28 protein-coding genes are annotated in these 26,827 nt (G+C 59.4%); 11 read left to right on the top strand and 17 right to left on the bottom strand.

Annotation, left to right across the window (positions count from 1 at the left end):
* The first annotated feature begins 131 nt into the window (after nucleotides 1-131).
* The 5 genes from ACVBAU_RS01015 to ACVBAU_RS00995 all read left to right on the top strand — a co-directional run bounded on the left by ACVBAU_RS01015 (nucleotide 132) and on the right by ACVBAU_RS00995 (nucleotide 7,179).
* Nucleotides 132-3,233, top strand: a complete 3,102-nt coding sequence (locus ACVBAU_RS01015; RefSeq protein ID WP_448327379.1) for an ABC transporter transmembrane domain-containing protein — start codon at nucleotides 132-134, stop codon at nucleotides 3,231-3,233.
* The gene (locus ACVBAU_RS01010; RefSeq protein ID WP_448327377.1) at nucleotides 3,230-4,120 is read left to right on the top strand and encodes a CPBP family intramembrane glutamic endopeptidase; all 891 of its coding nucleotides are present in this window, start codon (nucleotides 3,230-3,232) and stop codon (nucleotides 4,118-4,120) included. The genes ACVBAU_RS01015 and ACVBAU_RS01010 overlap by 4 nt, the downstream gene beginning before the upstream one ends.
* Before the next feature lie 58 nt (nucleotides 4,121-4,178).
* Nucleotides 4,179-5,165 (top strand): acetyl-CoA carboxylase, carboxyltransferase subunit beta, encoded by a 987-nt coding sequence (gene accD / locus ACVBAU_RS01005; protein WP_448327375.1) that lies wholly within the window; start codon nucleotides 4,179-4,181, stop codon nucleotides 5,163-5,165.
* Entirely contained in the window at nucleotides 5,162-6,436 is a 1,275-nt protein-coding gene (locus ACVBAU_RS01000) for a bifunctional folylpolyglutamate synthase/dihydrofolate synthase (protein ID WP_448327373.1), read from the top strand. Before accD ends, ACVBAU_RS01000 begins: the two co-directional genes overlap by 4 nt.
* Before the next feature lie 95 nt (nucleotides 6,437-6,531).
* Nucleotides 6,532-7,179 (top strand): hypothetical protein, encoded by a 648-nt coding sequence (locus ACVBAU_RS00995; RefSeq protein ID WP_335744623.1) that lies wholly within the window; start codon nucleotides 6,532-6,534, stop codon nucleotides 7,177-7,179.
* On the opposite strand, the gene zapE is transcribed toward ACVBAU_RS00995, so the two are convergent.
* Nucleotides 7,176-8,234: a cell division protein ZapE gene (zapE, locus tag ACVBAU_RS00990; RefSeq protein WP_448327371.1), complete on the bottom strand. Its 1,059-nt coding sequence runs from the start codon at nucleotides 8,232-8,234 to the stop codon at nucleotides 7,176-7,178. The genes ACVBAU_RS00995 and zapE overlap by 4 nt on opposite strands.
* A gap of 181 nt (nucleotides 8,235-8,415) precedes the next feature.
* On the opposite strand from zapE, the gene ACVBAU_RS00985 reads away from it, so the two are divergent.
* On the top strand, nucleotides 8,416-9,600 hold the full coding sequence (locus ACVBAU_RS00985) for an MFS transporter (RefSeq protein ID WP_448328869.1): 1,185 nt from the start codon (nucleotides 8,416-8,418) through the stop codon (nucleotides 9,598-9,600).
* Here the strand turns inward: ACVBAU_RS00985 and ACVBAU_RS00980 are convergent.
* From ACVBAU_RS00980 to paaI, 8 genes are all read right to left on the bottom strand, one after another.
* Nucleotides 9,597-10,520, bottom strand: a complete 924-nt coding sequence (locus ACVBAU_RS00980; protein ID WP_448327369.1) for an alpha/beta fold hydrolase — start codon at nucleotides 10,518-10,520, stop codon at nucleotides 9,597-9,599. The genes ACVBAU_RS00985 and ACVBAU_RS00980 overlap by 4 nt on opposite strands.
* Nucleotides 10,517-11,437 carry an ornithine cyclodeaminase family protein gene (locus tag ACVBAU_RS00975; RefSeq protein WP_448327367.1) on the bottom strand — a complete coding sequence of 307 codons (921 nt, stop codon included), beginning with the start codon at nucleotides 11,435-11,437 and terminating at the stop codon, nucleotides 10,517-10,519. The genes ACVBAU_RS00980 and ACVBAU_RS00975 overlap by 4 nt, the downstream gene beginning before the upstream one ends.
* Nucleotides 11,434-12,054, bottom strand: a complete 621-nt coding sequence (locus ACVBAU_RS00970) for an HAD-IA family hydrolase (protein WP_448327366.1) — start codon at nucleotides 12,052-12,054, stop codon at nucleotides 11,434-11,436. Before ACVBAU_RS00970 ends, ACVBAU_RS00975 begins: the two co-directional genes overlap by 4 nt.
* Nucleotides 12,055-12,101: 47 nt before the next feature.
* The gene (locus ACVBAU_RS00965) at nucleotides 12,102-12,551 is read right to left on the bottom strand and encodes a YaiI/YqxD family protein (RefSeq protein ID WP_448327364.1); all 450 of its coding nucleotides are present in this window, start codon (nucleotides 12,549-12,551) and stop codon (nucleotides 12,102-12,104) included.
* A 9-nt stretch (nucleotides 12,552-12,560) separates the two neighbouring features.
* Nucleotides 12,561-13,394, bottom strand: a complete 834-nt coding sequence (gene fghA, locus ACVBAU_RS00960) for an S-formylglutathione hydrolase (protein WP_335744620.1) — start codon at nucleotides 13,392-13,394, stop codon at nucleotides 12,561-12,563.
* A 100-nt stretch (nucleotides 13,395-13,494) separates the two neighbouring features.
* On the bottom strand, nucleotides 13,495-14,424 hold the full coding sequence (locus ACVBAU_RS00955; RefSeq protein ID WP_138924803.1) for an AEC family transporter: 930 nt from the start codon (nucleotides 14,422-14,424) through the stop codon (nucleotides 13,495-13,497).
* 204 nt (nucleotides 14,425-14,628) lie between these two features.
* Nucleotides 14,629-15,939 carry a phenylacetate--CoA ligase PaaK gene (paaK, locus tag ACVBAU_RS00950; RefSeq protein ID WP_138924804.1) on the bottom strand — a complete coding sequence of 437 codons (1,311 nt, stop codon included), beginning with the start codon at nucleotides 15,937-15,939 and terminating at the stop codon, nucleotides 14,629-14,631.
* On the bottom strand, nucleotides 15,936-16,373 hold the full coding sequence (gene paaI, locus ACVBAU_RS00945; protein WP_335744618.1) for a hydroxyphenylacetyl-CoA thioesterase PaaI: 438 nt from the start codon (nucleotides 16,371-16,373) through the stop codon (nucleotides 15,936-15,938). Before paaI ends, paaK begins: the two co-directional genes overlap by 4 nt.
* A 114-nt stretch (nucleotides 16,374-16,487) precedes the next feature.
* Between paaI and ACVBAU_RS00940 the strand changes: the two genes are divergently transcribed.
* The gene (locus ACVBAU_RS00940) at nucleotides 16,488-16,838 is read left to right on the top strand and encodes a DUF2794 domain-containing protein (RefSeq protein WP_335744617.1); all 351 of its coding nucleotides are present in this window, start codon (nucleotides 16,488-16,490) and stop codon (nucleotides 16,836-16,838) included.
* A gap of 31 nt (nucleotides 16,839-16,869) precedes the next feature.
* On the opposite strand, the gene ACVBAU_RS00935 is transcribed toward ACVBAU_RS00940, so the two are convergent.
* The 3 genes from ACVBAU_RS00935 to ACVBAU_RS00925 form a co-directional block, all read right to left on the bottom strand.
* Entirely contained in the window at nucleotides 16,870-17,679 is an 810-nt protein-coding gene (locus ACVBAU_RS00935) for a C40 family peptidase (protein WP_448327360.1), read from the bottom strand.
* Complete coding sequence (locus ACVBAU_RS00930) at nucleotides 17,676-19,058, bottom strand: leucyl aminopeptidase family protein (protein WP_448327358.1); 1,383 nt, start codon at nucleotides 19,056-19,058, stop codon at nucleotides 17,676-17,678. The genes ACVBAU_RS00935 and ACVBAU_RS00930 overlap by 4 nt, the downstream gene beginning before the upstream one ends.
* 67 nt (nucleotides 19,059-19,125) lie before the next feature.
* Nucleotides 19,126-19,503, bottom strand: a complete 378-nt coding sequence (locus ACVBAU_RS00925) for a hypothetical protein (RefSeq protein ID WP_254700483.1) — start codon at nucleotides 19,501-19,503, stop codon at nucleotides 19,126-19,128.
* Between the two features lie 149 nt (nucleotides 19,504-19,652).
* Between ACVBAU_RS00925 and ACVBAU_RS00920 the strand changes: the two genes are divergently transcribed.
* Nucleotides 19,653-20,303, top strand: a complete 651-nt coding sequence (locus ACVBAU_RS00920; protein ID WP_138924809.1) for a carbonic anhydrase — start codon at nucleotides 19,653-19,655, stop codon at nucleotides 20,301-20,303.
* Nucleotides 20,304-20,343: 40 nt separating this feature from the next.
* Nucleotides 20,344-20,943 (top strand): NYN domain-containing protein, encoded by a 600-nt coding sequence (locus ACVBAU_RS00915; RefSeq protein WP_448327355.1) that lies wholly within the window; start codon nucleotides 20,344-20,346, stop codon nucleotides 20,941-20,943.
* 81 nt (nucleotides 20,944-21,024) lie between these two features.
* Here ACVBAU_RS00915 and ACVBAU_RS00910 read toward each other — a convergent pair whose 3' ends face one another.
* From ACVBAU_RS00910 to ACVBAU_RS00890, 5 genes are all read right to left on the bottom strand, one after another.
* Nucleotides 21,025-22,047, bottom strand: coding sequence for an aspartate-semialdehyde dehydrogenase (locus tag ACVBAU_RS00910; RefSeq protein WP_138924811.1), 1,023 nt, complete (start codon nucleotides 22,045-22,047; stop codon nucleotides 21,025-21,027).
* Nucleotides 22,048-22,123: 76 nt separating this feature from the next.
* Nucleotides 22,124-23,299 carry an MFS transporter gene (locus ACVBAU_RS00905; RefSeq protein ID WP_448327353.1) on the bottom strand — a complete coding sequence of 392 codons (1,176 nt, stop codon included), beginning with the start codon at nucleotides 23,297-23,299 and terminating at the stop codon, nucleotides 22,124-22,126.
* The gene (locus ACVBAU_RS00900; protein ID WP_448327351.1) at nucleotides 23,296-24,072 is read right to left on the bottom strand and encodes an aldolase/citrate lyase family protein; all 777 of its coding nucleotides are present in this window, start codon (nucleotides 24,070-24,072) and stop codon (nucleotides 23,296-23,298) included. The genes ACVBAU_RS00905 and ACVBAU_RS00900 overlap by 4 nt, the downstream gene beginning before the upstream one ends.
* Before the next feature lie 124 nt (nucleotides 24,073-24,196).
* Nucleotides 24,197-24,871 (bottom strand): winged helix-turn-helix domain-containing protein, encoded by a 675-nt coding sequence (locus ACVBAU_RS00895; RefSeq protein ID WP_443070053.1) that lies wholly within the window; start codon nucleotides 24,869-24,871, stop codon nucleotides 24,197-24,199.
* 1 nt (nucleotide 24,872) lies between these two features.
* Nucleotides 24,873-25,166 carry a hypothetical protein gene (locus tag ACVBAU_RS00890; RefSeq protein ID WP_093732148.1) on the bottom strand — a complete coding sequence of 98 codons (294 nt, stop codon included), beginning with the start codon at nucleotides 25,164-25,166 and terminating at the stop codon, nucleotides 24,873-24,875.
* 188 nt (nucleotides 25,167-25,354) lie between these two features.
* Between ACVBAU_RS00890 and ACVBAU_RS00885 the strand changes: the two genes are divergently transcribed.
* Nucleotides 25,355-25,933, top strand: coding sequence for a hypothetical protein (locus ACVBAU_RS00885; protein WP_138924815.1), 579 nt, complete (start codon nucleotides 25,355-25,357; stop codon nucleotides 25,931-25,933).
* Nucleotides 25,934-26,120: 187 nt separating this feature from the next.
* Nucleotides 26,121-26,738, top strand: coding sequence for a ribonuclease HII (locus ACVBAU_RS00880; RefSeq protein WP_448328867.1), 618 nt, complete (start codon nucleotides 26,121-26,123; stop codon nucleotides 26,736-26,738).
* The last annotated feature ends 89 nt before the right edge of the window (nucleotides 26,739-26,827 follow it).

Below are 26,827 nucleotides of genomic sequence, written 5' to 3'. Positions count from 1 at the left end.
GTTTACACCGGAATAGCCACCCAGACCTGCCGCTGCAAGGCTCAAGCCACCAGTTGAACAGCGGGGGCTCTGCGCGTAGGTGTTTAGCCGAACCTTGGCTCTGTGCCGCCCCCTAGCGAAAGCGACCCTGCATGGAGCAGTCGATTTTTTCCTTTATTTGGAAATACTCCCGTCGGGAACAGTTGGTTTTGCTTGTCCTGACGCTGATTACCTTCCCCTTCCTCTATGTCACACTCGAACTGCCCAAGCGTATCATCAACGACGCAATCGGGGCCGAGACGGATGTGATCGACGCCTTTGGAATGTCGTTCAGTCAGGTGCAATTCCTGATGCTGCTGTGTTTTGCCTATCTGTTTGCGGTGCTGATCCACGGTCTGATGAAGATGCGTCTGAACACGATGAAAGGCGTCTTGGCTGAACGGCTTTTGCGGCGGTTCCGGTATCAGCTGATCGCCCGCATGATGCGGTTTCCACGCAGCTATTACGAAAATACCAGCCAAGGCGAACTGGTGTCGATGGTAACCTCGGAGGCGGAGCCGATGGGGGGGTTGATGGGCGATGCCGTTGCCCAACCCGTATTTCAGGCGGGGCAGATGTTGATCATCTTGCTGTTCCTCTTTTTGCAATCCCCGTGGTTCGGACTGGCAGGCGTCGCGCTGATCCCGTTGCAGGCCTATCTGATCCCGATGTTGCAGCGGCAGATCAACCTGCTGAACAAAGACCGCATCAGAGAGGTGCGGCACCTGTCGTCAGAGATTGGCGAAACCGCGGCCGGCATCACGGACCTGCGCACCAATGGCGGCTGGCGCTACCGTTTGGCGTTGTTCACCGACCGGCTGGGGTACTTGTTCGAGATCCGCTTTCAGATCTACCAAAAGAAATTCTTTATGAAGTTTCTGAACAACTTCATCACCCAGCTTACGCCGTTCTTTTTCTATGCTGTCGGGGGCTATCTTGCGATTAAGGGACAGATCACCGTGGGCGCGCTGGTCGCGGCGCTGGCAGCCTACAAGGATTTGTCCAGCCCGTGGAAAGAGTTGCTAACCTACTACAACCAAACGCAGGATATGTCGCTGCGGTGGGATGTGGTCGTTGAACGGTTTGCGCCACGCGGAGAGATTGACGCAAGCCTGTTCGAGGGCGAGCCTGCCGAAATCCCCCACCTGCGCGGAGCTATCGTGCTTGAACACGTGTCCCTGCGCACACCGGATGGCAATACGATCCTGGACGATCTCAACCTCGAGATACCCAAGGGCGCACGGGTGGCAATCGAGATGCCCAACCAGACCGAACGCACCGCCTTGGCAGAGCTTTTGACCCGAGAGGCGTTACCGAGCCGCGGTCGGATCACCATGGCAGGGCATAATCTTGCAGAGCTGCATCAGGCGGTGTTGGCCGCACGCATCGGCTATGCCCATTCGAACCCCTATTTGTTTCAGGGCACTATCGGGGATAACCTGCTGATGTCGCTCAGGTCGAGCCCCAAGACCGTGCTATGGGACCCGAAAATGACCGACCGCGCGGCGATAGAAACGCAGCGATCGGGCAACAGTCTGGACAGCACCAAAGCCGATTGGCTAGATCCGGGGCTGGCCAATTTGAACACCCGCTCCGATATTTATGACTGGTGGTATCAACTGGTCAGCGCCGTGGGCACCCAGGACGTGATGTTCCGCGCCATGGCCGTCGACCGGATGAATCCTGAGAAACACCCCAAACTTGCGGCGCGTGTCGTAGCCTTGCGTGACGAGGTGCACGAGCGGCTCAAGGAACAGGGGCTTGATAAAGTGGTGCACCGCTTTGATCCCGACCGGTTCAACCCGGCGTTGGCGCTTGGGGGTAACCTGATGTTCGCCGCGCCGATCCGCAGCATTTCGCAAGCCGGCCTCGCGTTGGAACGCAGCTTTCTGGCGATGATCATTGAACAGGGGCTTGCCGAGCAGGGCATCGCGATTTCCCAGACGCTGGTGGAAACGCTGCACCAAACCTTTGGCCGCGATGGCACAGACCACCCGCTGTTTACCGCCCTTGGCATCGAAGAAGAGCTGTACGATCAACTGGTCGACATTGCGCTGCGCCGCCGCGCCAACGGTGACGAAGCGCTAAGCGAGGATGAATTTTCGCTGCTTCTGACGGTGCCCTTTGCCTTTACCGCCGAACAGATCGGCCCTGCATTTCCCGAAACCTTTAAGGATGAAATCCTCAGGATCCGTAAAAATCAGGGGGCCGCGATGCGCGAACGGGCACGCGACCTGTTCGTACCGATTGCGTCCGACCAATATTTGCCGCGCCTGACTGTGCTTGAAAACGCGCTGTACGGCCGGATATCTGCTGTGGCGGGTCTGCAGGCTGATCTTATCCTTGATGTGGTGTCGGATGTGTTCAAGAAACACGGTCTGCAACAGGATGTGGCGCTGAATGTCTTTGATCTACCAGTCAGTATCGGCGGGTCGAACATATCGACGATGTTTCAAGAACGGGCAGGGTTCAGCCGCGCAGCGATGAAGCGCCCCGATATTTTGATCCTGAACCAGTCCCTCGCGGGTCATGATGCCGAAGGTCTTTCGCGCTTGCGCAACAAGATAGGTGAACTGCTGCCCGAAACGACCCAGATTTTCATGAACACCACATTCGCCAATCCCGATGATTTTGACGTCTACATCAAAATACGCGGCGGGCGCGTTGATGGTCTGGCACAGGTCGATACGCCGAACCAGGATGACAGTATTTCCGATGATTTACGGCGCAAACTTCGGATCATCGCGCGCAACGAATTGTTCGGAAACCTCGACTCGCGCAATCAAAGGCTGCTGGCTTTTGCAGCGCAGTGGTTCTCTGTCGACAAAGGAGAGGTGATCTTTGCGCAGGACCAGCGCCCGGATGCGGTATATCTGTGTCTGGCGGGCAAGGGAGAGCTGACCTGGCGTGACCCCGAAGGCTTGGCGCATCACGTGTCGACCGTCGAAAAGGGCCGCTTGATCGGTGACCTTGCGGTCATCGTCAACGAGCCGCGGCAGATGGATTTTGTCGCGCTTGAAGACAGCCGGTTCCTGCGGATCGGTGCAGATCAGTTCCGATCGGTGGTCGAAAACGATCGTGTCATTCTGCTGAGCCTCCTGCGGACGGTGTCGGGCCACCTGACCAACGCCGCCGACTTGCTTCGTGCGGCACGGGTGGATATCCCGCGCGAAGATGAACCGTTGCCCCCGCCCGTAGGAGTTGACCCCACGTGACCCGATACGCTGCCCACAAAGCCTTTATCGCGCCGGCGATCCCTTCGGCAGCACCGTGGCGTCTGATCGTCGGATTTCTGGCGGCAACCGCGATCTATCTGCTGCTGAACAACCTGATGTTCACGACGCTGTTCAAACTGATGGGCCCGCGTGCGGATGGTTTCTATGACAGTTTGTTGACGGGCCAAACGCCCATGGCGATGCTTTTGCTGCTTGGCAGTTTCGGCCTGATGACTGTCGGCGTGGCAGTGGTGGCGCGCCTGATCCACAAACGTCCCGTGCGCGGCCTGATGGGGCCAGCACATCTGGTGGCACCGCAATTCTGGTCCGTGCTCAAGATACTGGTGCTGCTGGGGGTGGTCACATATCTGCTGCCACCGTGGAACCTTGGGGCACCCTATGTGCCCAACCTTGCGCTTGGCACGTGGCTGCTGCTGCTCCCATTTTCTCTGTTGGGGGTGCTCGTACAGGTCAGCGCCGAAGAGATCGTCTTTCGCGGATATGTACAACAGCAGCTTGCGGCACGGTTTAGCTCTCCGCTGGTGTGGATGGTGTTGCCGGCGGTGATTTTCGCGCTTGGCCACTATCTGCCTAATCAGGCCGGCGAAAATGCGCTGGTTATCGCGCTGTGGGCCGGTGTTTTTGGCATGCTGATGGCGGATCTGACTGCGCGGGCGGGGTCGTTGGGGCCCGCTATTGCCGTACATTTTTGCAATAATGTCGCGGCCATCGTGATCACCTCTATGCCTGATGATCTGTCGGGTCTGGCGCTGTATCTGACCCCCTTTGGAATGAACGACACCGAGGCCTTGCGCGCTTGGTTGCCCGTCGATTTCGCGCTGATGATGGTCAGCTGGCTTGCCGCGCGGCTGGCGATCCGGCGTTGATTGCAATTTACATCGCGTCAGCTTATCTGGAAAGCGAAACTGGAAGCAAAGGTTCACCATGAACTGGATCAACAACTACGTCCGTCCCCGGATTAATTCGATCTTCTCGCGTCGCGAGACGCCGGACAATCTGTGGACGAAATGCGAAGAATGCGGCACCATGCTGTTCCACCGCGAGGTGTCGGACAACCTGAACGTCTGCACCAGCTGTGGTCACCACATGGCGATTACCCCGCGCGAACGGTTCAAAGCGTTGTTCGACGGCGGCATTTTTACCGAGGTAAAAGTCCCCGCGCCAACGCCGGACCCGTTGCATTTTCGCGATCAAAAGAAATACCCTGACCGCATGAAGGCCGCCCAAAAGCAGACGGGCGAAGCCGAGGCTATGCTGGTCGCCACCGGTGAAATCGGCCGCACGCAAATCGTTGCGGCGGGGCAGGATTTCTCGTTCATGGCCGGGTCCATGGGCATGTATGTCGGGAACGCCATCATTGCCGCCGCCGAAAAGGCGGTAAAGCTGAAATGCCCGCTAGTGCTCTTCTCCGCCGCAGGTGGCGCGCGTATGCAAGAAGGCATCCTGAGCCTGATGCAGATGCCCCGCACGACGATCGCTGTGCAGATGCTGAAAGAAGCGGGGCTGCCCTATATTGTCGTGCTGACGCACCCCACCACGGGCGGCGTCACTGCGAGCTATGCGATGTTGGGTGACGTGCAGATTGCCGAACCTAATGCGCTGATCTGCTTTGCCGGACCTCGGGTCATTGAACAGACCATCCGCGAAAAGCTGCCCGAAGGGTTCCAGCGTGCCGAATATCTGCTGGATCACGGGATGCTGGACCGCGTGACGCCGCGCACAAAGATGCGCGACGAGCTGATAGATATCACGCGCATGCTGATGAAGCTGCCTCCTGCGGTACGGGGTGATCTGCCGGCACCCACCGAGGGCGGCGATCTATCCCATGCGTTGACCCCCGCACCTGAGGCCGACACCCCAGCTGTTGCTGCGCCGACCAAGGGTACGGCTTCGGACGCCAAAGCGAAATGACGCAGAAGACATCGGATGCAGTGCTGGCGCGCATGATGGCGCTGCATCCCAAGATCATCGATCTGACGCTGGATCGCATGTGGCGGTTGCTTGATGCTTTGGGTAACCCACAGAATGATCTGCCGCCCGTCATCCACATCGCTGGGACCAACGGCAAGGGCTCTACCCAAGCAATGATCCGCGCCGGGCTTGAGGCCGATGGCCATCGCGTGCATGCGTATACTTCACCGCATCTCGCGCGTTTTCACGAACGCATTCGCCTTGCCGGAGAGCTGATTTCCGAAGCCGCGCTGACTGAATTTCTAGATGAATGCTATGCCGCGAACAATGGCGAAAGCATTACATATTTCGAGATCACAACCTGCGCCGCACTGCTGGCGTTTGCCCGTACTCCGGCGGAGTATACCTTGCTTGAAGTCGGGCTTGGCGGGCGTCTCGATGCGACGAATGTTGTGGACCAACCTGCGTTGACAGTGATCACGCCGGTGTCCATTGATCACCAGCAGTTTCTGGGCACGACCCTGCCCGAGATCGCAGGCGAAAAAGCTGGCATCATCAAGCGGCGCGTCCCTTGCGTTGTCGGCCCTCAACAAGACGCGGCCCTCGAGGTGATAGAGGCGCAAGCCGCCCGCCACCACGCCCCGATCCTCGCCTACGGCCAGCAGTGGCATGTCGGGCAAGAGGCCGGTCGTATGGTCTATCAGGATGACGCGGGGCTGCTTGACCTGCCCAAACCTAACCTATTGGGCGCACACCAGATTTCTAATGCGGGTGCGGCTTTGGCAGCGCTAAGGCAGTTGGGTGTCTCGGCCGAGGCCTGCGAGGCAGCCGTCACCCGTGCCGCGTGGCCTGCACGGATGCAGCGGTTGCGCGAAGGGCCATTGGTCGACAGCGCACCCAAGGCTGAATTATGGCTGGACGGGGGGCATAATCCGGCTGCGGGCGATGCGATCGCGGCTGTTCTGGACGAACTTCCCGCGCGGCCGACGTATCTCATTTGTGGCATGTTGAATACAAAGGACATCGGCGGCTATCTGCGCCCATTGGCGGGGCATGCAGAAAAGCTGTTTGCGGTTTCCATTCCGGGAGAGGCGGCGACCCTGCCCGCAGAAGAAACCGCGCGGGCTGCAGCCGAGGCCGGATTGTCCGCACATGAAGCGCTCGGGGTGGCCGAGGCACTAGCGACGATCGTCGCGGATGTGCCTCATGCACGGGTGCTGATCTGTGGATCGCTTTATCTGGCCGGAGCGATTTTGCGGGAAAACGGATAGCGTTTTAACTAATAGAATTGGCTATATTTACGATTTATAGGGGATTTGCGTTCTAGGTTCCGAGGGTAACTTTTTGCCTTTGGGGGGCCAATGCAATGATCAAACCATATCAGAATTTCCCTGCGCTGCGCAGGATCGCTTTCGGACATCTACAACTGATTGCGATCTTTATAGGGGTGACGTTCATCGTCGATCACTGGCGGTCGGCGGATGGCGCTAATGTTGTGCAGGGCTATATCAACGGGGGGGTGTCACGCCCGTCTGTCGGTGGGCCCGCCTTTGTGCCGCTGTCGCCGGCAGCGCTGCTGAACAAGATGCACAAGGATGCTTCGTTCGACGTCGCTCATGCGGTAAGCGCGATCGTGCAGTCTTTTGACGACACACGACAGGGACAAGTGCTTGAATCCTATTTGATCTGGGCAATCAGTACAGAACGGTCGGACAGCTATATCGACACCCTATTAAATAGCGCGGCAGCCAAGGGCGATTTCAATGTTCCGATGGCGCTGACAACCACGTCAGGTGCATTCAATACTGCTGGTTTTCTCACCTCGGTTGTTATTGCGGAACGCAAAGCACTTGCAGCTCGTGGGGCGGCCAGCGATCAACAAGCCACATCGCAGGAAGGCCAGCGGATCAACCGGTCGGTCGCATTCTATCACAGTCAGGCTGCACCAGTGCGTCTGGCAGCGTTTGACCCATCAAGCAGCTGGGTGACCTCAGGGGGGCAGCAGCGCAATTAAGCGCCCCAGCCTTCCGCCTGCATTTCGCGCAGACGGGACGCTGTACGCTCAAACTCAAAGGTACCCTCACCCTCTAGATACAACATTTCGGGTTCGGCAGATGCAGAACAGATCAACCGCACCTTGGCTTCATAAAGCGCGTCAATCAGGGTCACGAAACGTTTTGCCTCGTTGAAGTTCGACCTGCCAAGGCTGGGGATGTCATCCAGCATCAACACGCGTACGGCCTCTGCCAAGGTCAGGTAATCCGCTGCACCCAAGGGCTGACCGCACAGCGCGTGAAACTTGGCGCGGGCCACCCCGTTGCGAAACTCCGGGACCACGACATCGCGACCTTTAACCCGCAAGACCAGCTCCTCCCCCGGTCCGCCGGCCAGATCGTTCCAGACAGCATCCATCGCAGCACGGCTTTCAGGATTGACGGGGGTGAAATAGGATTTCGTACCAGCCAGCCGGTCCTGTCGGTAGTCCCGCGGACTGGCAAGCTCAATCTCCTTCATCTTCTCTTTGATCAATTCGATGAAGGGCAAGAAAATCTGACGGTTCAGCCCGTCTTTGTACAGATCATCCGGTATCCGGTTCGAGGTCGTCACCACAACCACGCCAGCGGCGAAAAGGGCTTCGAACAGGCGTCCGACAATCATCGCATCGGTAATGTCGCTGATCTGCATCTCGTCAAACGCCAGCAGCTTCACATTTGCCGCGACCTCTGCCGCCACGGGTGCAATAGCATCATCCACACCGGTTTTCCGGGCCTCGTGCATCGCGCTGTGAATTTCCTGCATGAACGCATGAAAATGCACGCGCCGCGTGGGCACATCGCCCATATTCGCTGCGAACATATCCATGAGCATCGACTTGCCGCGCCCCACACCCCCCCAAAGGTAAAGACCCTGCGGCGGTTCGGGTGCGCGTTTGAACAACCCTTTTTTCTGCGGGGCCATCAACGCACTTCGGATTCGGTCCAGCTCTGGCAGAACGGCTTCTTGTGCCGCATCTGGCGACAGGCTGCCATCGGCAATTCGGTCTTCGTAAATGGAACGTAAATCGGTCATATCCCCGACTTACAACGTGCCACCTGCTTTGAAAAGAAGCACTGAAGGCTGACCTGACCGTATGATTGAAATTGACCCTCTCGGTTTCAAAGCTACGGTGGCGACAACAGCTTCGGGGGGCGTCGTGGAAAAGAACGTATCAATCTTTACACCAGTGCTGATCGTCGGGTGTTTGATCATCATGGTCAGCTTCGCCGTGCGCGCATCCTTTGGTGTGTTTCAAATCCCGATCGCAGAAGAATTCGGCTGGCTCCGGTCAGAGTTTTCGTTAGCCATCGCGATCCAGAACCTCGCGTGGGGCATCGGGCAACCGATCTTTGGCGCGATGGCAGAAAAAATCGGTGACCGTCGCGCCATCATCATCGGGTCCGTGATCTATGCCGTGGGGCTGGTTCTATCGGCCAATTCCGTGTCCCCCATCGAACATCAGACCTATGCGTGGCTGGTCGGGTTCGGGATCGCGGGGACAGGATTTGGCGTTATTCTGGCTGTGGTTGGCCGCGCCTCTACCGCCGAGAACAGGTCGATGTCGCTGGCCATCGCCACCGCTGCGGGCAGCGCGGGTCAGGTCTTTGGGGCACCGGTGGCTGAATGGCTGCTGGGTTTCCTCAGCTGGCAGGCGACATTCCTCGTCTTTGCCGGCGCGATCATGGCGATGCTTTTGACGCTGCCGTTGATGCGCACGCCTGCCATGGCAAGCAAGGCCGAGCTGGAGGAAAGCCTGTCACAAATCTTGGGCAAAGCGCTGCGCGATCCGACATTTACCTTCATTTTTATCGGCTTTTTCTCCTGCGGGTATCAGCTGGCTTTTATCACCGCGCATTTCCCCGCCTTCGTGACAGAGCTCTGCGGTCCGATCCTTGCCGGTGGCCTGCTGCATAATATCGGGATCACGACGACTTCGGCGCTTGGCGCGGTTGCGATTTCGCTGATTGGTCTGGCCAACATCGCCGGTACCTTGCTGGCGGGGTGGGCCGGTAAGCGGTATTCCAAGAAATACCTTTTGGCGGCGATTTATACGGGGCGTACCGTGATCGCGGCGCTCTTCATTATGCTGCCGATCACGCCGGTATCGGTCATTCTGTTCTCTGTCGGCATGGGGGCGTTGTGGCTGGCAACGGTGCCGCTGACCAGTGGTTTGGTCGCGCATATCTATGGGCTGCGCTATATGGGCACGCTGTACGGAATTGTGTTTTTCAGCCACCAATTGGGCAGCTTTTTAGGCGTTTGGCTGGGCGGGCGGATGTACGATGCTTACGGCGATTACACGGTCGTATGGTGGATCGGCGTGGCCGTCGGCGCGTTTAGCGCACTGATCCATCTGCCGATCCGCGAACGCCGGTTGCCCGGACTGGTGACGACTTAGGGCGTTGCGCTAATATGCGCCCTGATCGCCGCGACAATCTGGGGCGCGTGGGTATAGGGCAGGCCATGGCCTGCACCCGCGATCACCTCGTGTTCGGCGGTCCGGTTCCATTCGGCGAGGCTGCCGATGGCTGAGGCGGGGATCACCCGATCCTCGTCGCCCCACACCGCCAGTACAGGGATGTCGAACGACTGGATCGCGCGGTGTTCGTCGCGTAGCACGTCAGCCAGAATACCGCGGCGGCTGGCCAGCACCGCGGGAACATAATGCTTATAGTCCAGCTGCTCTGCCTGATGGTCATGGATATGTGGCACCTGCACGGGGGTGTCGCGTTCGGCCTTGATGCCGCGGCGGAATGTGGGTGGGAAAAGCACCAGCATCAGCCAATCGCCAATAACCGGCGTTTTGGCCATGAAATCTACCAGCTTGTTGTGCGCCAGCCCCATGCCTGCCGGTGCCAGCAAGATCAGCCGTTCGACCCGGTCGGGGAAGGCCGCGGCAAAACAGGTCGCGATAGAGCCCCCCATGGAATAGCCCAACAGGGTAAAACTGCCGGTCACGTCCTGGTCTTCCAGCAGGTCTTGTAGTTGTTTGATAAAGAACTGTCGGTCCTGCGGTCCGGAAGGGCGGTCTGAATATCCCCGCCCGTAAAGATCATAGGTCAAAGTGCGATAGCCCATCGATGCCAGCCCCCGGGCCACAGCGCGCCAGGCAAGGCTGGGGGTGGTCAGCCCGTGCACACAGACAGCAACAGGCCCTTGGGCTGGGCCGATCCATTCATAGTGGGTCACGCCGCCTGGCAGCTCTGCAAACTGGCCAGAAGCGCTGCCCCGGTCCGCGTCCTCCATCTCGGCGCGGTTGCGTTCAATCACAAGCGGGATCGCAACCACCAGCATACCAAGAAGGAGAAACCAGATCATCTACGCGCGCGCCACCGGTCAAGGATGTAGCGGCTGGTCATCAGGTCCAGATGCGCGCCCCCGCCGTTTTTGAACAGGGTGATCTCGTCGTCTGACTGGCGGGTAAAGGATCCCATATCATAGTAATCCGCGACGATGTCATTGGCAGAAAGCACCCCTTGGGCGATGGGGATTTTCAGCTCTCCGATGTGGTCGACCGTGGTGTCGAGGCTGTCGACGAATAGTCTTGTTCTGGTCAGCGCCGCGTCGTCGACCTCGCGCATGTCGGGGCGATAGGCTCCGATCAGGTCAAGGTGCTGGCCGGGTTGCAGCCACGCGCCCTTGATCAGCGGCTCGATCGACATGGTGGCGCTGGTGATGATGTCCGCGTGGCGCACGGCGGTCTCAAGGTTGTCGGCGATCTTCAGACCCTTGATATCGCGGGCCATCGCTTGCGCATTCGGGGCAGAGCGGTTCCACACGGTAAATTCGGCATCGGGAAAGACCGCGCTATAGGCGGCATGCAGTCCGCGCCCTTGGGTGCCTGCGCCGACAATCAGGATTTTGCGGCTGTCAGGGCGGGCAAGCTTGCGGGCCGCCAGCAGACTGTCACCGGCGGTTTTCCATTTGGTAACAAGGTGAAAATCCACCAGCGCCTCGAGCGCGCCGTGATCGTCGGCATAAAGCGACACGCCACCGTTCACCATCGGTGCCCCTTTGGCGGGGTTGTCGGGAAAAATGGTGGCGGATTTCACGGCCAGCCCCAGCCCGTCGATCCAGGCGGCGCGGTTCAGCAGCGTGTCCTTGCCACGGTACAAAAACGTATCCGCAATCTCGGCGCGCGGTAGTTTGTGGCCGGCGGCCAGCGCATCGGTCAGGCCGATCCAGTCCAGCAGCGCCTCGCCTTGGTCAAAGGGGATAATATCGAACTGGGTCATGCGGCTTCTTCCTCGGTCAGCAGACCTGCGGTGACCAGCCTGTCGGCCCACCCGTCCGGTCCGGTGAAGTGGTGGGTTTGCCAGTCACGGGCGTTTGCGGCGTTGATATTGTCAATGCGGTCATCGGCGAACAACAGCGCGTCGCCTGACAGGCCTGAGGTTTCTTCAAGTGCGGCATAGATCGCAGGGTCCGGCTTGATCATGCCCATATGGCCCGAGATAAAATCGCGATCGAACGCACGCAAGAAAGGGTAGTGCTGCGCCGCAAGATCATAGGACTGGATGCCGAAATTGGTCAGCGAAAAAACAGGCACGTCCTTGGCCTGCAGCGCTTCTTTCAGCCGCAATGAGCGGGGGATCACGGGCGCTGCCATCTCGATCCAGCGGTCGTGCCACATGCGGATTTCAGCGCGCCACGCGGGGTTTTCCTCGGCGGCGGCATAGATCGTGTCGGTAAAATGCTGCCCGCTGTCGACGCGGTCGTTCATGCCGTGCAGGTCGACTTCGGCGAACATGGCGCGGCGGCGTTCCTCTCCGATGACGGAATCGTAGAACCGTTCGGGCTGCCATTCGATCAGCACATTTCCAATGTCAAAGACGACTGCTGCTGGTTTCATGTGCTCTTCCTTTTGCCGGGTCCGAAGGGGTCTTGCTGCCCCGAGCCCTACCGTTGTGCCGCGCGAAGTTCGCGCTCTAGCGCTTCCAGAAAACGGGAGCGGTCTGCCTTTGTAAACCCTTTGCCACCGCCCTGACGGAACGGGTCGGCGGCGCGCAGGTCGGTCATCAGATCGCGGGTTGCCAATACGTTACCGATATTGGCCGAGGTCAGCGCTTCGCCGTTGTGTTTCAGCACCCGTGCGCCCGCTTCGACGCAGCGCGCCGCTAGGGGGATATCGCCCGTGACCACCACATCGTCAGGGCCGCAGCGGTCTGCGATCCAGATGTCGGCGATGTCGGGGCCGTCGGGGACAATCACCGTTTCGACCAATGGGTTCTGCGAGGGGCGCAGCCCGCCGTTGGACACCACATACATCCGTACCTTGTGACGGGTGGCCACGCGTTCGGCCTCTGCTTTGACGGGGCAGGCATCAGCGTCGATATAAAGCGCGGTCATTGTCCCAGCCTATCGCGCATACAGGGCGTCGGCATGGAACGCGATGTGGTCTTCCATGAACGTCGAGATGAAGAAATAGCTGTGATCGTACCCCGGTTGCATCCGCAGTGTGGCATTCTGGCGCGCCTTCGCTATCGCCTCGGCCAATGCTTCGGGCTTGAGCAGATCAAGGAACTGATCATCCGTGCCCTGATCAATCAGGATCGGGCCGTCAAAACCGCGTTCGGCCATCAAAAGCGTTGCGTCATGTTTGGCCCATGTGGTTTCGTCATTGCCAAGGTATGCGGCCAGCTGTTTGCGACCCCAATCGCTGCTGGTGGGGTGGGCGATCGGTGCGAAGGCAGAGACCGAGGTAAACCGTCCCGGCAAGTTCATCGCCAGCGTCAGCGCCCCGTGCCCGCCCATCGAGTGCCCGCAGATCGCCTGACGGTCCATATCCAGCGCGAAATTTTCGCCAAGCAGCGCAGGCAGTTCGTCGGCGATATAGTCCCACATCTTGAAATGCGGCTTCCACGGGTCTTGTGTGGCGTTCACATAAAAGCCCGCGCCTTTGCCCAGATCATAGGCGTCATCATCGGCCACATCATCCCCGCGCGGCGATGTATCAGGAAAAACGACTGCGATCCCGTGTTCAGCGGCCCATGCCTGTGCCCCTGCCTTGGTCATCGCGTTTTCGTGGGTGCAGGTCAGGCCTGACAGGAACCACATCAGCGGTACCGGTCCCTGCTTGGCCTCTTCGGGGAGGAACAGGGCAAAGGTCATATCGCAGCTGCAGGCCGTGGAGCGGTGGGAATAGACGCCTTGGGTGCCTCTGAAGCTGGTGTTCTCGGAAATCGTTTTCATCGGGCGTCTCCTGTGTCTGGTTGGTATATGGCTATCGGGCATCGACGCGGGCGGCAAGGGCGGGACGCTGCGCGGCGCGTATTTGCGAAAAGGGTGAAGGCTACAGGCCCGTCACCCATGCGATCACGAGACTGACGCTGAGGATGCTGAACAGCGTTGACACCAGTATCGCAGCAGAGACACGTTGCGGCCCTACGTTGTAGTGTTGGGCGAGCATATAGACATTGCCCGCAACGGGCAGCGCGGCGGTGGCGATGATAACACCTGCCTTATACGGGTCCACATGGAACAGCCACAGCGCAGCAAGGGCGACAAACGCGGGGTGCAGCACCAACTTGCAAAAAGACAGCCAGCCTGCAACGTGCAGTTTTTCGGCAGATTTTGTGGCCAGCGAGGCGCCGATTGCGAACAACGCGCCAGGGGTTGCCGCACCGCCCAGGATCGCCAGAAAGTCATTCATCGGGGCCGGAATGGGGATGCGCAGGCCGGACCAGAAGAAGCCCAATGTCATCGCAACGATCATCGGGTTTTTCACCAGCCCCAAGCCAATGGTGCGCAAGGCGCGCAAGCTAAGTTGGCCGTCGCGCGACCCGGTGATCAGGATGACGATGAGGCTGGAGAAGACGATCAGATCTACCGCCAGTGCCAGTACCACAGGGCCGATTGCCTCTGCCCCGAGCAAAAGCGTGAGCATGGGGACGCCAAGAAAGCCGGTGTTGCCGATGACGGCGCATTGCGCCTCCATTGCGGTGCTGGGAACGTCAAGCCCGCGCCAAAAGCCGACCAACGTGGCGATGCCATAGACGAACCCTGTTCCCCACAGATAGGCCGCGACAAGCCGTGTGTCCCAGACCTCTGCCAGGGACAGATTGGCAGAAAAGCGGAACAGCATGGCGGAGAGCGCAAAATAGAAGACGAACTTGGTCAGATAGGCCGTGGCTTCTGCGGTGAAGAACCGTGTGCGCCCGGCCCAATAGCCCAGACCGATCAGCGCGAAAAAGGGCAGTGTTTTGAGAAAGATCGCCAGCATGTGGAATTGGTAGCGGCTGCTTGTGCTTCGTGCAACGGGGCAACAGTGCTGTGATGCAAATACATCTGCTTTGGGTGGGGGACGCTGTCAGTTCAGGGGGCGGAGCGTGGCAGTCTATTCGGCAGCGTCCCCGCAATTTCAGAGGTCTAGATCGACCGCGTGGTGGCGTGCGCGGCCGATGGGTTTGCAGGCGCGCTGCGGCGGCTAGCCTTTGGGGCGGTTGTCGATGATGCGCACGGCTTTGCCTTCGGAGCGGGTGATGCTGTTCACATCGCCCACGTCGATTTGCACGCTGATGCCCACGGTCTCTTTGATCTGCGCGGCCAGTTGTTGCGCTGCAGCCTCACGGGCGAGTCCGCCAACGGTGGCGTCGGCACATTCGCACAGCACGCGCATCTGATCCATCCGGTCCGGTTTGCTCAGCTCGATCTGGAAATGCGGGGCGAGTCCGGGTGTCGCCATCAGGGCTTCCTCGATCTGCGTGGGGAACACATTGACGCCGCGCAGGATGATCATATCGTCGCTGCGGCCGGTGACTTTTTCCATCCGGCGCATGCTGCGCGCGGTGCCGGCCAGCAGGCGGGTCAGGTCGCGGGTGCGGTAGCGGATGATCGGAAACGCCTCTTTGGTGAGCGATGTAAACACCAGTTCGCCTTTTTCGCCGTCGGCTACGGGCTGGCCTGTTTCGGGGTTGATCACTTCGGGATAGAAATGATCCTCCCAGATGTGCAGCCCGTCCTTGGTCTCGACGCATTCGCAAGAGACACCGGGGCCCATGATCTCGGACAGGCCATAGATATCAACGGCGTGCATATCGAACGCCTGTTCGATCTCGATCCGCATGGCGTTGGTCCAGGGTTCGGCCCCGAAGATACCCACCTGTAGCGAGGAGTGGCGCGGGTCGATGCCTTGACGCGCGTATTCGTCGAGGATCGATAGCGCGTAAGAAGGCGTCACCGTGATGCCGTCGGGCTTGAAATCTTCGATCAGGCGCACCTGCCGCGGGGTCATCCCGCCCGAGATCGGCACCGTGCTAAGTCCGAGGTTATCAGCCCCCAGATGTACCCCTAACCCGCCCGTAAACAGCCCATACCCATAAGCATTGTGCAGCATGTCGCCGGGTTTGAGCCCCGCAGCACGCAGGGACCGCCCCATGACAGTTCCCCAATTGGCGAGGTCGTTTTTCGTATAACCCACGACCGTTGGCTGGCCCGTCGTGCCCGATGACGCATGGATGCGCGCCAGCTGGTCGCGGGGCACGGCGAACATGCCAAAAGGGTAATTATCGCGTAGATCAGTTTTAACGGTGAAGGGGAACTTTGCAAGATCCGACAGGCTGTGTAGGTCGTCGGGGTGTACGCCCGCTGTGTCAAAGCTTTGGCGGTAAAAGGGGACGTTCGCATAGGCGTGGTGCAGTGATTTCTTCAGCCGCTCCAGCTGTAGGGCGCTGATTTCATCGCGGCTGGCAAGCTCGATCGGGTCGAGGGATGATCGGGCGGGCGTGAGGTCTTTCATGGGGTCATTTCCTCCTCGAAATGGTGGCCTTTGATGGTGCGTGACAGGCCACGGAACAAGGCGATGGTGCGCCCGTCCTCCCCCGTGACTGTCACGTCATAAACGCCGGAGCGTCCGGTTTTTGATTGTTCCCGCGCTGTTGCCAGCAGTCGTTCGTCCGGTTTGCCGGGGGCGAGGTAGGAAATCTGGTTCTGTTGGGCCACGGCAAGCTGGTTGTAGCTGTTGCAGGCAAAGGCAAATGCGCTGTCCGCGAGGGTAAAGATATACCCGCCGTGTGCGATGCCGTGGCCGTTAAGCATGACCGGGGTGATCACCATCGACAGGTCTGCCTCTCCAGGGCCGATATGGTCGACCCGCATGCCCAACGACTGGCTTGCTGTATCGGTTGACCACATGGCGGCAGCGGATTTTTCAGCACGGAGTTGCGGGGTCATGACGGGCCTTTATGTTTCACATTTTGAATGCTTGCACAGATAATGTAACGCGTTCAAGAGATTTGATCTGCGGGCTCTCTTGATTTGAGCGTCGAAGGGCGCAACTGTCAAAGTATGACAGTGCATATCCATCCCTCACACCCGCAGAACGAACGCGCGCCCGAGCAGGTTTCCTTTCACCGGACCGAACTTGGCCCGATCCTGTCGCTTTACGGCCGAATGGTCGCGGCGGGTGAATGGCGCGACTATGGCATCTCTTTGCTGCGAGAGGTTGCTGTGTTTTCGATCTTTCACAGGACCGCCGAGATACCACTGTACCGCATCGAGAAACGCCCCAAGTTACGGATGAAACAGGGGATGTACGCAGTCATTGGTGCCAACGGGCAAGTGCTGCGGCGCGGTCAGGACCTTGCCTCCGTGCTGCGGGTGCTCGAGCGCAAGATGATCCGTGCGGTAGACAACTAACCGATCGCGTGCGCGGTAACCGGGGATGGATCTAAGGCCATTTGGAAGGGCTTAGGCGTTTGTGTCCGGTCAGCGGGCCGTCGATTTTGGCGATACGTGTCAACGCGTCCTGAACGGGTTCGCGTGTGACGGCCATGTGATGCGCGTTTGCGTGGATCATCGTGGTGGGGTCAAGCACGAGTGCGACATGACCTTTCCAGAACAGCAGATCATTGCGCCGAATATCGCGGGGGATATGGCTTGAATCGGGCACGGGGTCGGCAAAGCTGGACTGCTGTTGGTCACTGTCGCCGGGGCAAGGAATGCCGCAGGCAAGGAATGCGGCCTGCACGAGGCCCGAGCAATCGATCCCCCAGCGGCTGTTCCCCCCCCACAGATAGGGCGTGCCCAAAAACATCTCGGCCACGGCGGCGGGATCGCTAAAGTGGTGCGGCAGCGGCGCAAGATGTTGGGTCGGGATATAGCCGAGCGCGGTTTGCGCAAACCGGCCTTCTGTCTGGGTCACGGCAACACGGCTGCCAAAGCTGAGCGCACTGACATCGGGTGATTTCAGGTCGGCGTGGGCATAGGCGTGGGTGGCCGGTGCGGTCACGACATGGGTTGGTGTGGTCACAGGGCCGATGGCAGTTTCGTTGGCATAGCCGCAGTAGCTATCCTTGGTCAGTTGCACATAGGCGCTGCCGTTGACGCGATCCAGCACGGTCAGCATCTCACCGTAGAGCGCCTGCCGGTCGCGGGGGCCGGTCGGGCTGCGGTCAAGATCGGTGACCGGCACGATGATTTGCGCCGGAGTTTTCTGGGTGATCAGCTCGGGGTTGGGAGACAGACGGCGGTCGGTCATTTGGATAGGAACGTCTCAAGGCTAGCATGTAGCGCACGGGTTGCCTGTCCGACGCCGCCTTTGGCGCGGGCGGGCGCTGCGGCGGGTTGCCAGCCATAGATGTCGAAATGCGCGTAAGGGCTGTCGGTGACAAAGCGACGCAAGAAAAGGGCCGCCGTGATGCAGCCCGCGAACCCGCCCGAGGGGGCGTTATCCAGATCGGCGATGCCGGGTTCGATCAATGGTTCGTAGGGCGCGTGGAACGGCATGCGCCAGACGGGGTCCGCCTGCGTGACCGCGGCGGTTTCAAGTGCGGCGATGAAATCGGGGTCATCGCTGAAATAGGGCGCAAGATCAGGACCCACAGCGACCCGCGCGGCACCGGTCAACGTCGCCATAGAGATGATCTGGTCGGGTTTGTCCTCATCCGCCAGTGCGAGTGCATCGGCCAGCACCAACCGCCCTTCGGCATCGGTATTGTTGATTTCGACCGTGAGGCCCTTGCGTGATGTCAGGATATCCTGCGGGCGGAAGGCATTGCCGGAGACCGAATTTTCAACAGCGGGAATCAGCACGCGTAGCTGCATTTCCATTCCCGTGGCCATGATCATATGCGCCAGCCCCAGCACCGCTGCCGCACCGCCCATGTCCTTTTTCATCAGACCCATCGACGCGCCCGGTTTCAGGTTCAGCCCGCCGGTATCAAAGCAGACGCCTTTGCCGACAAGCGTCAGTGTCTTGCCGCTGTTGCCCCAGTTCATATCAATCAGGCGGGGTGCGCGGTCGGCGGCGCGGCCCACGGTGTGGATCAGGGGAAGGTTCTGGGTCAGCAGATCGTCGCCGGTGATCACAGTGATGCGGGCCCCGTGTCGGTCGGCAAGCTTGCGCGCGGCGTCTTCCAGATCGGGCGGCCCCATATCAGAGGCAGGCGTGTTGATCAGATCGCGGGTCAGCATTTCCCCTTCGGCGAGGGCGCGGATGTGATCGGCGTCAACTCCGTCTGGCGCGACAAGGCGTGCGGCCATCGGCGATTGCGTGGCGTAACGGTCGAACCGGTATGAGGCGAGCAACCAACCCAGCGTTTCAACGGCCAAGTCAGCCGGGGATAGGTCGGCGTGTAGCGCATAGTCACCCTTGGGCAGCTTGGCCGCGGCCCCTGCAAGATGAAAGCGCCCCCGTGTGCGGCTGTTGGCTGTGCCATACCCCGCCAGCGCCATGCGAAGCGACCTGTCATCGCCCGGCAGCGTCAGGGCCTGTCCCAAGGCACCGGTGAACCCCTGCACCTCGACCCATTTACGCACTGCGGCGGGCTGGCCGTCGAGCCAGCCGGGCAGGGCGTCGCACCCGATCAGATGAAGCGGAATCGCAGAGGCGGTGGGATCGGCGAAGAGAGCGGGCATGGGGCAAGGCCTTTCGTGCGTGGTATTCGCCCGCAGCCTAGACGTATCCTGTGCCGCTGCAAGCCCGTCAAAGGGGGAAGTCCTGCGTGTCCCAAATCGCGGTCAGCGACCGGTCGCCGATGCGGATCAACCGCGTCAGCGTCGCGCCAATGGCAACCGGGCTGGTCTGGTCTATCGCGCAGATGACATTCCCCGCGACATGCGCCAGTTTTTCCAGCCCGACCTGTTCGGCAATCGCGATCAGGGATCGGCAGTTTTTACGCAGTTCGGGCCAGTTGGACGCTTGGTATAGGCGATTGCAATGTGACATGCGCAGGGCCAATTCCTCCATCGCGCGGCAAACCACATCCTCGGCCCCTGTTTCGCCCAGTTGGTCATATAAAATACCCAGACGTTCCTGATCTACGCGGACTTGTTCGACTGGCCGCATTTGCAATACATACATTCGTGTCACCTCATCATAACGCCCCCACAGCGCATCGGCACTATGTCGGCCAAATGATGTCCAGTTCGTTAACGGCCGCGTGCGTTTTCGCTCGAATACGATGCGAATTCAGGGTATTTCGGTTAAAATTTAGTAAAGGCGAGACACAGATGGATAAGGCGAAACCGCTCCCGAATTACCTGGTTCAGCGCTATCTCGGTTGGAAAGCAACCAGTTACGCTGAAAACGAGTCGTGGTACCGACGGTTGGCCAGCGACGGGCAGCATCCCCGTGCGATGATCATTTCATGCTGCGACAGCCGAGTTCATGTGACGTCAATCTTTGGCGCAGATCAGGGTGAATTTTTTATTCACCGTAATATCGCCAACTTGGTGCCACCTTATCAGCCCGACGGCCAGCAGCACGGTACCTCTGCCGCGGTTGAATATGCGGTTCAGGCGTTGAAAGTCGCGCATGTAATCGTGCTGGGCCATTCCAGCTGTGGCGGTGTTCAGGGCTGTCTGGATATGTGTCAGGGCAATGCTCCGGCACTGGACGCCAAAGACAGTTTTGTCGGACGGTGGATGGATATCCTGCGCCCGAAATACGAAGTTGTCGCGGATATCGAAGACCCGAAAGAGCAGGCGCGCCAGCTTGAGAAACACGCTGTTATGACTTCGCTTGAAAACCTGATGACGTTCCCCTTTGTGGCCGAGCAGGTCAATGCGGGCGAGCTGACATTGCACGGACTGTGGCACAACATCGGCGAAGGCGGGCTGGAATGCTATAGCGCCGACAAGAAGATGTTCCGGCCGGTATAATGGACCAGCAAGGCCAGCGCGGTTTTGGCGGCGCTGACGCGTGATTGTTCCTGCGCTTTTACTGTTGGTGTCGATCATTGGCACGGTTATCGCGACCTCCCAGCCTGTCTGGGGGGATCTCGTCTTGCTGGCGGGGCCAAGCGCCATCGCCAGCGCGATCTTGCTGCTGCGCGAAGCGCGGGTCTGGCTGGCGGGTCAGTCCCGGCGCAGTGCCCGCGGGGCGGTGGTGATCGACGGGTCAAACGTCATGTACTGGTGGGGCGGCACGCCGTCGATCGCGCCAGTGCAGGATGTGGTGCGCACCCTGACGCAGCTTGGTTTCAAGACGGGCGTGGTGTTCGATGCAAACGCAGGGTACCTGCTGACGAATGCCTTTAAGGACGATGTGGCGCTTGCGGCGATGCTCAAGCTGCCGGTGGATCAGGTGATGGTCGTGCCGAGCGGCTCTCCGGCGGATCCGTATATCCTGACCGCTGCGCGCGAGATGGGGGCCGTCGTGGTCACAAATGATCGCTACCGTGACTGGGCAGAGGATTTCCCCGAAGTGCTGGGTCTCGGGCATCTGATCAAAGGCGGGTACCGGCAACAAAAACTGTGGTTTGATTTTGCGACCGTGTCAGACGCGCATAACGCTGCATGATCCAAGGGTCGCCCGCCGGCAGTCGGACATAACAAAGGCCAGCGCATCGCACTGGCCTTTGTTTAATTCAGGGTAGGGAGCTTAGCCCTTTTTCAGCACTTCGCGGCCCAGCAGTTCAGCAATCTGCACGGCGTTCAGCGCGGCACCCTTGCGAAGGTTGTCGCTCACGCACCACAGGTTCAGACCGTTATCGATCGTACTGTCCTGACGGATACGGCTGATAAAGGTCGCGAAATCACCGGCACATTCAACGGGGGTAACATAGCCACCGTCTTCGCGCTTATCGATCACCATGATGCCGGGGGCTTCGCGCAGGATGTCGCGGGCCTCGTTCTCGTCAAGATGGTCCTCGAATTCGATGTTGATCGATTCGGCGTGGCCAACAAAGACGGGGACGCGCACGCAGGTCGCTGTGACCTTGATTTTGGGATCGATGATTTTCTTCGTCTCAACCATCATCTTCCACTCTTCTTTCGTGTCGCCGCTGTCCATAAAGACGTCGATATGCGGGATCACGTTAAAGGCGATCTGCTTGGTGAACTTGCGCGGCGGCTTGCTGTCGGTGGGGTTATAGATCGACTTGGTCTGGTCCCACAGCTCGTCCATCCCGTCCTTGCCCGAACCGGACACCGACTGGTAGGTCGACACGACAACACGTTTGATCGTGGCGCGGTCGTGCAGCGGCTTAAGCGCGACAACCATCTGCGCGGTCGAGCAGTTCGGGTTCGCGATGATGTTTTTCTTGGCGTAATCGTGGATCGCGTGGGCGTTCACCTCTGGTACGATCAACGGGATATCCGGATCGTAGCGGTACAGCGAAGAGTTATCGATCACGACACAACCGGCCTTGGCAGCCTTGGGCGCGTATTTCTTTGTCGCCTCTGACCCGACGGCAAACAGCGCCATATCCCAGCCCGTAAAGTCGAACGTATCCAAGTCTTTCGTCTTGAGTGTCTTATCGCCAAAGCTGACTTCGGATCCCATAGACTTGCGCGAAGCAAGAGCCACGATTTCATCTACAGGGAAGTGGCGCTCGGCCAGAATGTTCAGCATTTCACGGCCCACATTACCTGTGGCACCCGCGATGACGACGCGATAACCCATCTTAAAACTCCAATACTAAAATGTGATGGTGCGGGCCTCTTATACCGCTTGGGGGCGCGGGGGAAGGGGTCGTGGCCTATTCACCTGCGTCACGCGAAAACAGATAGACAAACAGACCCGCCGCCATGAGCGCGACAAACAGGGTAAATATCATCACATAAGGGGCCTGAGCCGTGACAGCGGGCTGGCTGGCTGCATAGACGCGGCCCGACAGAAACTGCGCCACGCCGACGCCGCCGATGCTGCACAGGTTCAGCAGGGTCATGCCGCGCCCGATTAACTGCGGTGGCATAAAGCTGCGCCCATGCGCGATGATCACTGCATATGTCGCGCCAAAAAGACCGATCGCCGCCATCAAGGCTGTGGCAAGGATGATGCCGCTGTCGGGGAACATCACAAGAGCGATCAGCGTAAGAAGGTTGAGCGCAGTGCCCCCGATGATCACCCACTTTGTGCTGCCGATAAAGCGGTCCAGCGGGCCGTAGGCAAGGCTGCCGGTAACCATCGCGATCCCCATCAGTAGGGTAGCCCACCCGATTTGATGGGCATTCGCGCCAAAGACGTCCTCGAAATAGGGGCCGATCCAAAGCCCGCGCAACGCGCCGACCTGGGCGTAGCTGACGCTCATGATCGGGAAAATGAACCACAGTGCTTTGATCTTAAAGACGCCAAGCAGGCTGCCACGTTGTTCCCCTTCGGGGGTGGCGGGGTCGCGCACGACACACCAGATGCCAATCGCCGTCAGCGTCGTGATGGTGCAAAGCCCCCAAAGCGCGGCGCGCCAGCCGATCGTTTCAGCCGCAATCGCCATTGGATAGGACGCCACGAGGTTTCCGAATGTGCCGACCCCCACCATGACAGACGCCAGCACGACAAAACGGCCCGGCGCAAATTCACGCGCGAAGATATAGTAGGCCGCCATCAGCACCGGCGCGCAACCGATCCCGATCAGCACCATCGCCAGATTGATATGCAGCGGCTGCGTTGCCACCGCAAAAAGCGCAGCCCCGCCCCCACCGCCAATCAGCAGCAGGCTGGCCGCCGTGCGCCGTGGCCCGACTGTATCCAGCGCCCAACCAACGGGCAGTTGCATCGCCGCAAAGGAAAAGAACCACAGCCCCGACGCAAAGGCGAGGTCTTCGGGCGTGGCCCCCAGATCGACCCGCAAAGAGGGGCTGAGCACGGCCAGAAAGGCGCGGAAAAACTGGCTGAGCACATAGCCCAACCCCAACAGGGCAATCCCGCGCATCATTTCAGGGTATCACGCCATTTGCCCGCAAGCGCTTGGGCCGCGTGGCTAAGGATCAACACATCGGCCCCGACCGCGACAAACTGCGCCCCTGCCTCTAGGGCATCGCGGGTCATGTCGTCGTTGGTCGACAGGATGCCCGGCGCTTTACCCGCCGCGTGGATCTTGTGCAGCGCGGTCATGATCGCGTCTTGCACTTCGGGGTGGAGCGCATTGCCCATATACCCCATATCCGCCGCCAGATCCGCGGGCCCGATGAACACCCCGTCGATCCCGTCAACTTTCAAAATATCGTCGAGGTTCTCCAGCCCTTTAACGCTTTCAACCTGCACCAGCAGACAGATTTCGTCGTCCGCTGTGGTGCCATAATCCGCGATCTGCGAAAACCGCGCTGCGCGGGTCAGCGCATAGCCGACGCCGCGATCGCCATGGGGTGGATAGGTGACGTCGCGCACCAGTTGGCGGGCCTGATCGACGTTATCGACCATTGGCACCAGCAAAGTCTGCGCCCCGGCATCAAGCATCTGTTTGATCAGGTGGGTCTCGCCCACTGGGAGGCGCACAACCGGATGGCTGTCTGATGCTTCGAGCACCTGCAGCTGCGCCAAGATAGAGCGCAGGTCGTTGGGGGCGTGTTCGCCATCGATGACCAGCCAGTCGAAACCCGCAGTCCCCATCAGTTCAGCGCTATAGGTATCCGCAAGCCCCAGCCAGCAGCCAAAGACGGTATCGCCTTGTTTCAAAGCCTGTTTGAACGCGTTGAAGGGGGCTGGCATGGGCATGATCCTTGGTGCTGTTTCAGCGTACCCTAGGGTCAAGCATTACGAAGTGTCCAGAGGGGGCGCTGCCCCCGTCGCGCGGGCGCGCCTCCCCCGGAGTTTAAAGGGCAAAATGAAGGGGTCAGATGACCTTGATCACATCCTTGTCGATGGCCAGCATGTAGCCGCGCCGCGCGATATTCTTGACCAGCAGTTCAGACACAATCTGGTTGCCGAGCGTGTCGCGTAGACGTTTGATGCGCGTGGCCCCCGCCGCTTCGTCACAATCGGCGGCGGTCCGGCCTGAAATGACGCCTTCGATTTCCGAGCCGGACAGAACGTCATCATCCATACGTGCTTCGGCGAGAACCGACATCGTCTCCATCGCGGCGGCGGTCAGTTTGAAACCGAGGTTATTGAGATAGACGGTGTTCTCTTCGCGGCTGATCAGCAGGGAGTTCACCTGAATCCCCACCCGTTCGATCTGCGCCATGCGGCGGTTGAAGCCGACGAGCATGATCAGGAACACCAGCGCCGCGACCAGCATTGCGGTGGCAAAGACCAGCAGCACGATGATCACGATCCGGTAGCTCGACAGGGTTTCAGAGAAAGCCGTGCCCGATTGCGCAAGGATTTCAAGCAGCTTGATTTCTGCCTGTGTGGTCAGATCGTCGTTTTCGACAAAGATGCGTTCGACCTGTGCGTTAAAGGCGTTGGCGTCGGGCAGAGCCCACAGCAAAAGCCCCGCGCCGATCAGAATGATCGCCACGACGGCTGAGATACCACCGCCGACAAAACGTCCGCCCGTGCGCCGCATCTCAGAAGCGGAGGAAGTTTTTTCCGGCACTCTCTTTCCTTTGGTTAAGCCCATCTTCGCCAAAGACAGAAACAACCGTCAGCAGCGTCCAGCCCTGTGCGGCCAAGCGTTTGGTCAGTTGTGACTGTGCCGTGGCGCGGCTGCAGTCGCCAGATACTTGCGCCACACCATAATGCAGGCGCAAGGGGTTTTCCTGCTTGGCCTTATAATCGGCAAAGCATTCTGCCGCTTGGGCAGAGGGGGCGGACAGGGCGAGCAGCCCCGCCGCGGCCAGAGAAAGGAGGATGTGTTTCATGTATATAAGACTGCGCTTATCCGGGCGGATATTCAATATCCATTGGGGCTGGGGGGCCTTGATATCCGATAACAGCGGGGTGTTATTGCCTGTCTGAGGGGGGTTGCCCATTTTGATCACACGGCCTCGCTCTTGATGGCTTTGCATGGGGTGCTTCCCATGGTGCCCTTAACCGAAAGGATCAGACAATGCGCTTTACATTGCACCATAAATTCATCGCCTCGATTGCAGCCGCAGCTGTCGCAATCACGGCTTTTACCGCCGTTCCAGCCGCCGCGGGTGATCGCAATAGGGACCTGGCAAAGATCGCGGTGGGGGTGCTGGGTGTGGCCATTGTCGGTAAGATCATTCACGACAAGAACAAGCGCGACGATGAACGGGCACGGCAGGAAGTGTCAAAGCATCGCCATGCGCCCGACACTGTGTACCGCGCGCCCCGCCCCCCTCGGGCTGAACATGTACCGGTCTACCGCGCGCCCAAAGCGCAGCGCCATGTAGAGCCGCGCCCGCTGCCAAAGGGGTACAAGCGCCAGCAGTACGACAGGCACGCCAATGCCAAGCTGTTGCCCAAGCAATGTTTCCAAAGTTTCGATACGCGTCGCGGTCAGGTGCTGATGTTCGGCCGCCGCTGTCTCGAGAATAATTTCCGTCATGCCGACCGTTTGCCGCAGCAATGTGCGCAGCAAATCCGGACCCATCGCGGCACCCGCAATGGTTATGACGCCCGCTGCCTTCGTGGTGCGGGATACAGTTTGGCGCGCGGTTAATCTCCGCGTGTCAATACCGGGGGGCATCTAGGTGTCCTTCATCGGGGAAGGGAGGAATGTTCGGGCATTCCTCCCTTTCTTATTGTCTGTGGATATCTTTTTCGATTGTGGCACCGCGGTCTTCGCAATGTCACAATTCGCGGTGTCGGGGCTTGAGCTTTGGGGCGGGTTGGGGTTTGCACACTCTATGAAACCAGATTTTGAATTTGAACGGGTCGCCCATGCGCGCGGCTTTCGGCGGGTCGCTGGCGTTGACGAGGTGGGGCGCGGGCCATTGGCGGGGCCGGTCACAGCCGCTGCCGTGGTGCTGGACCCGCACCGTATCCCCGAGGGGCTGAACGATTCAAAAAAGCTGACCAAACGGGCGCGCGAACGGCTGTACGAGCAGATTTTGCAGGTCGCAGATGTAAGCGTTGCCCATGCCTCGGTCGAGGAAATCGAAGAGCTGAACATCCTGAGGGCGAGCCACCTTGCGATGGTGCGCGCGTTGGAGGGGCTGAAGACGCCGGCGGACTATGCGCTGATCGACGGCAATATGATCCCGCGCGATCTGACGGTAGCCGCTGAAACCGTGATCAAGGGAGACGCCCGATCGCAGTCGATTTCTGCGGCCTCTATTGCGGCTAAAATATGTCGAGATTGTGTCATGTTGTCATTGGCGCAACAGCATCCCGGATATGGCTGGGAAACCAACATGGGATACGGGTCAAAAAAGCACATGGAAGCGTTGCAGGAAATTGGTGTGACCCCACACCATAGACGTTTGTTCAAGCCGGTACACAACATGTTGTATCAAGATAAATAACTAACCACTTGATTCAAAAAAGAAATTGACCATGAATCGTCTGTCAGGGCATCTTGTGGATAACCAAGAGCACACAATGTGCCGGGCAA

Source organism: Sulfitobacter sp. M13, assembly GCF_053474885.1.
This window is presented reverse-complemented; position numbering and strand designations above follow the sequence as displayed.

Coding starts and splice junctions, on each gene's coding strand:
- ACVBAU_RS00900 (WP_448327351.1), bottom strand. CDS start 24,072: ATGCCAGCCCCCTTCAACGCGTTCAAACAGGCTTTGAAACAAGGCGAT.
- ACVBAU_RS00995 (WP_335744623.1), top strand. CDS start 6,532: ATGATCAAACCATATCAGAATTTCCCTGCGCTGCGCAGGATCGCTTTC.
- ACVBAU_RS00890 (WP_093732148.1), bottom strand. CDS start 25,166: ATGAAACACATCCTCCTTTCTCTGGCCGCGGCGGGGCTGCTCGCCCTG.
- ACVBAU_RS00880 (WP_448328867.1), top strand. CDS start 26,121: ATGAAACCAGATTTTGAATTTGAACGGGTCGCCCATGCGCGCGGCTTT.
- ACVBAU_RS00955 (WP_138924803.1), bottom strand. CDS start 14,424: ATGCTGGCGATCTTTCTCAAAACACTGCCCTTTTTCGCGCTGATCGGT.
- ACVBAU_RS00985 (WP_448328869.1), top strand. CDS start 8,416: ATGGTCAGCTTCGCCGTGCGCGCATCCTTTGGTGTGTTTCAAATCCCG.
- paaI (WP_335744618.1), bottom strand. CDS start 16,373: ATGACCCCGCAACTCCGTGCTGAAAAATCCGCTGCCGCCATGTGGTCA.
- ACVBAU_RS00920 (WP_138924809.1), top strand. CDS start 19,653: ATGGATAAGGCGAAACCGCTCCCGAATTACCTGGTTCAGCGCTATCTC.
- ACVBAU_RS00925 (WP_254700483.1), bottom strand. CDS start 19,503: ATGTATGTATTGCAAATGCGGCCAGTCGAACAAGTCCGCGTAGATCAG.
- fghA (WP_335744620.1), bottom strand. CDS start 13,394: ATGAAAACGATTTCCGAGAACACCAGCTTCAGAGGCACCCAAGGCGTC.
- ACVBAU_RS00885 (WP_138924815.1), top strand. CDS start 25,355: ATGCGCTTTACATTGCACCATAAATTCATCGCCTCGATTGCAGCCGCA.
- paaK (WP_138924804.1), bottom strand. CDS start 15,939: ATGAAAGACCTCACGCCCGCCCGATCATCCCTCGACCCGATCGAGCTT.
- ACVBAU_RS00965 (WP_448327364.1), bottom strand. CDS start 12,551: ATGACCGCGCTTTATATCGACGCTGATGCCTGCCCCGTCAAAGCAGAG.
- ACVBAU_RS01015 (WP_448327379.1), top strand. CDS start 132: ATGGAGCAGTCGATTTTTTCCTTTATTTGGAAATACTCCCGTCGGGAA.
- ACVBAU_RS01000 (WP_448327373.1), top strand. CDS start 5,162: ATGACGCAGAAGACATCGGATGCAGTGCTGGCGCGCATGATGGCGCTG.
- ACVBAU_RS00910 (WP_138924811.1), bottom strand. CDS start 22,047: ATGGGTTATCGCGTCGTCATCGCGGGTGCCACAGGTAATGTGGGCCGT.
- accD (WP_448327375.1), top strand. CDS start 4,179: ATGAACTGGATCAACAACTACGTCCGTCCCCGGATTAATTCGATCTTC.
- ACVBAU_RS00930 (WP_448327358.1), bottom strand. CDS start 19,058: ATGCCCGCTCTCTTCGCCGATCCCACCGCCTCTGCGATTCCGCTTCAT.
- ACVBAU_RS00935 (WP_448327360.1), bottom strand. CDS start 17,679: ATGACCGACCGCCGTCTGTCTCCCAACCCCGAGCTGATCACCCAGAAA.
- ACVBAU_RS00980 (WP_448327369.1), bottom strand. CDS start 10,520: ATGATCTGGTTTCTCCTTCTTGGTATGCTGGTGGTTGCGATCCCGCTT.
- ACVBAU_RS00895 (WP_443070053.1), bottom strand. CDS start 24,871: ATGCGGCGCACGGGCGGACGTTTTGTCGGCGGTGGTATCTCAGCCGTC.
- ACVBAU_RS00975 (WP_448327367.1), bottom strand. CDS start 11,437: ATGACCCAGTTCGATATTATCCCCTTTGACCAAGGCGAGGCGCTGCTG.
- zapE (WP_448327371.1), bottom strand. CDS start 8,234: ATGACCGATTTACGTTCCATTTACGAAGACCGAATTGCCGATGGCAGC.
- ACVBAU_RS00905 (WP_448327353.1), bottom strand. CDS start 23,299: ATGATGCGCGGGATTGCCCTGTTGGGGTTGGGCTATGTGCTCAGCCAG.
- ACVBAU_RS00970 (WP_448327366.1), bottom strand. CDS start 12,054: ATGAAACCAGCAGCAGTCGTCTTTGACATTGGAAATGTGCTGATCGAA.
- ACVBAU_RS00940 (WP_335744617.1), top strand. CDS start 16,488: ATGACAGTGCATATCCATCCCTCACACCCGCAGAACGAACGCGCGCCC.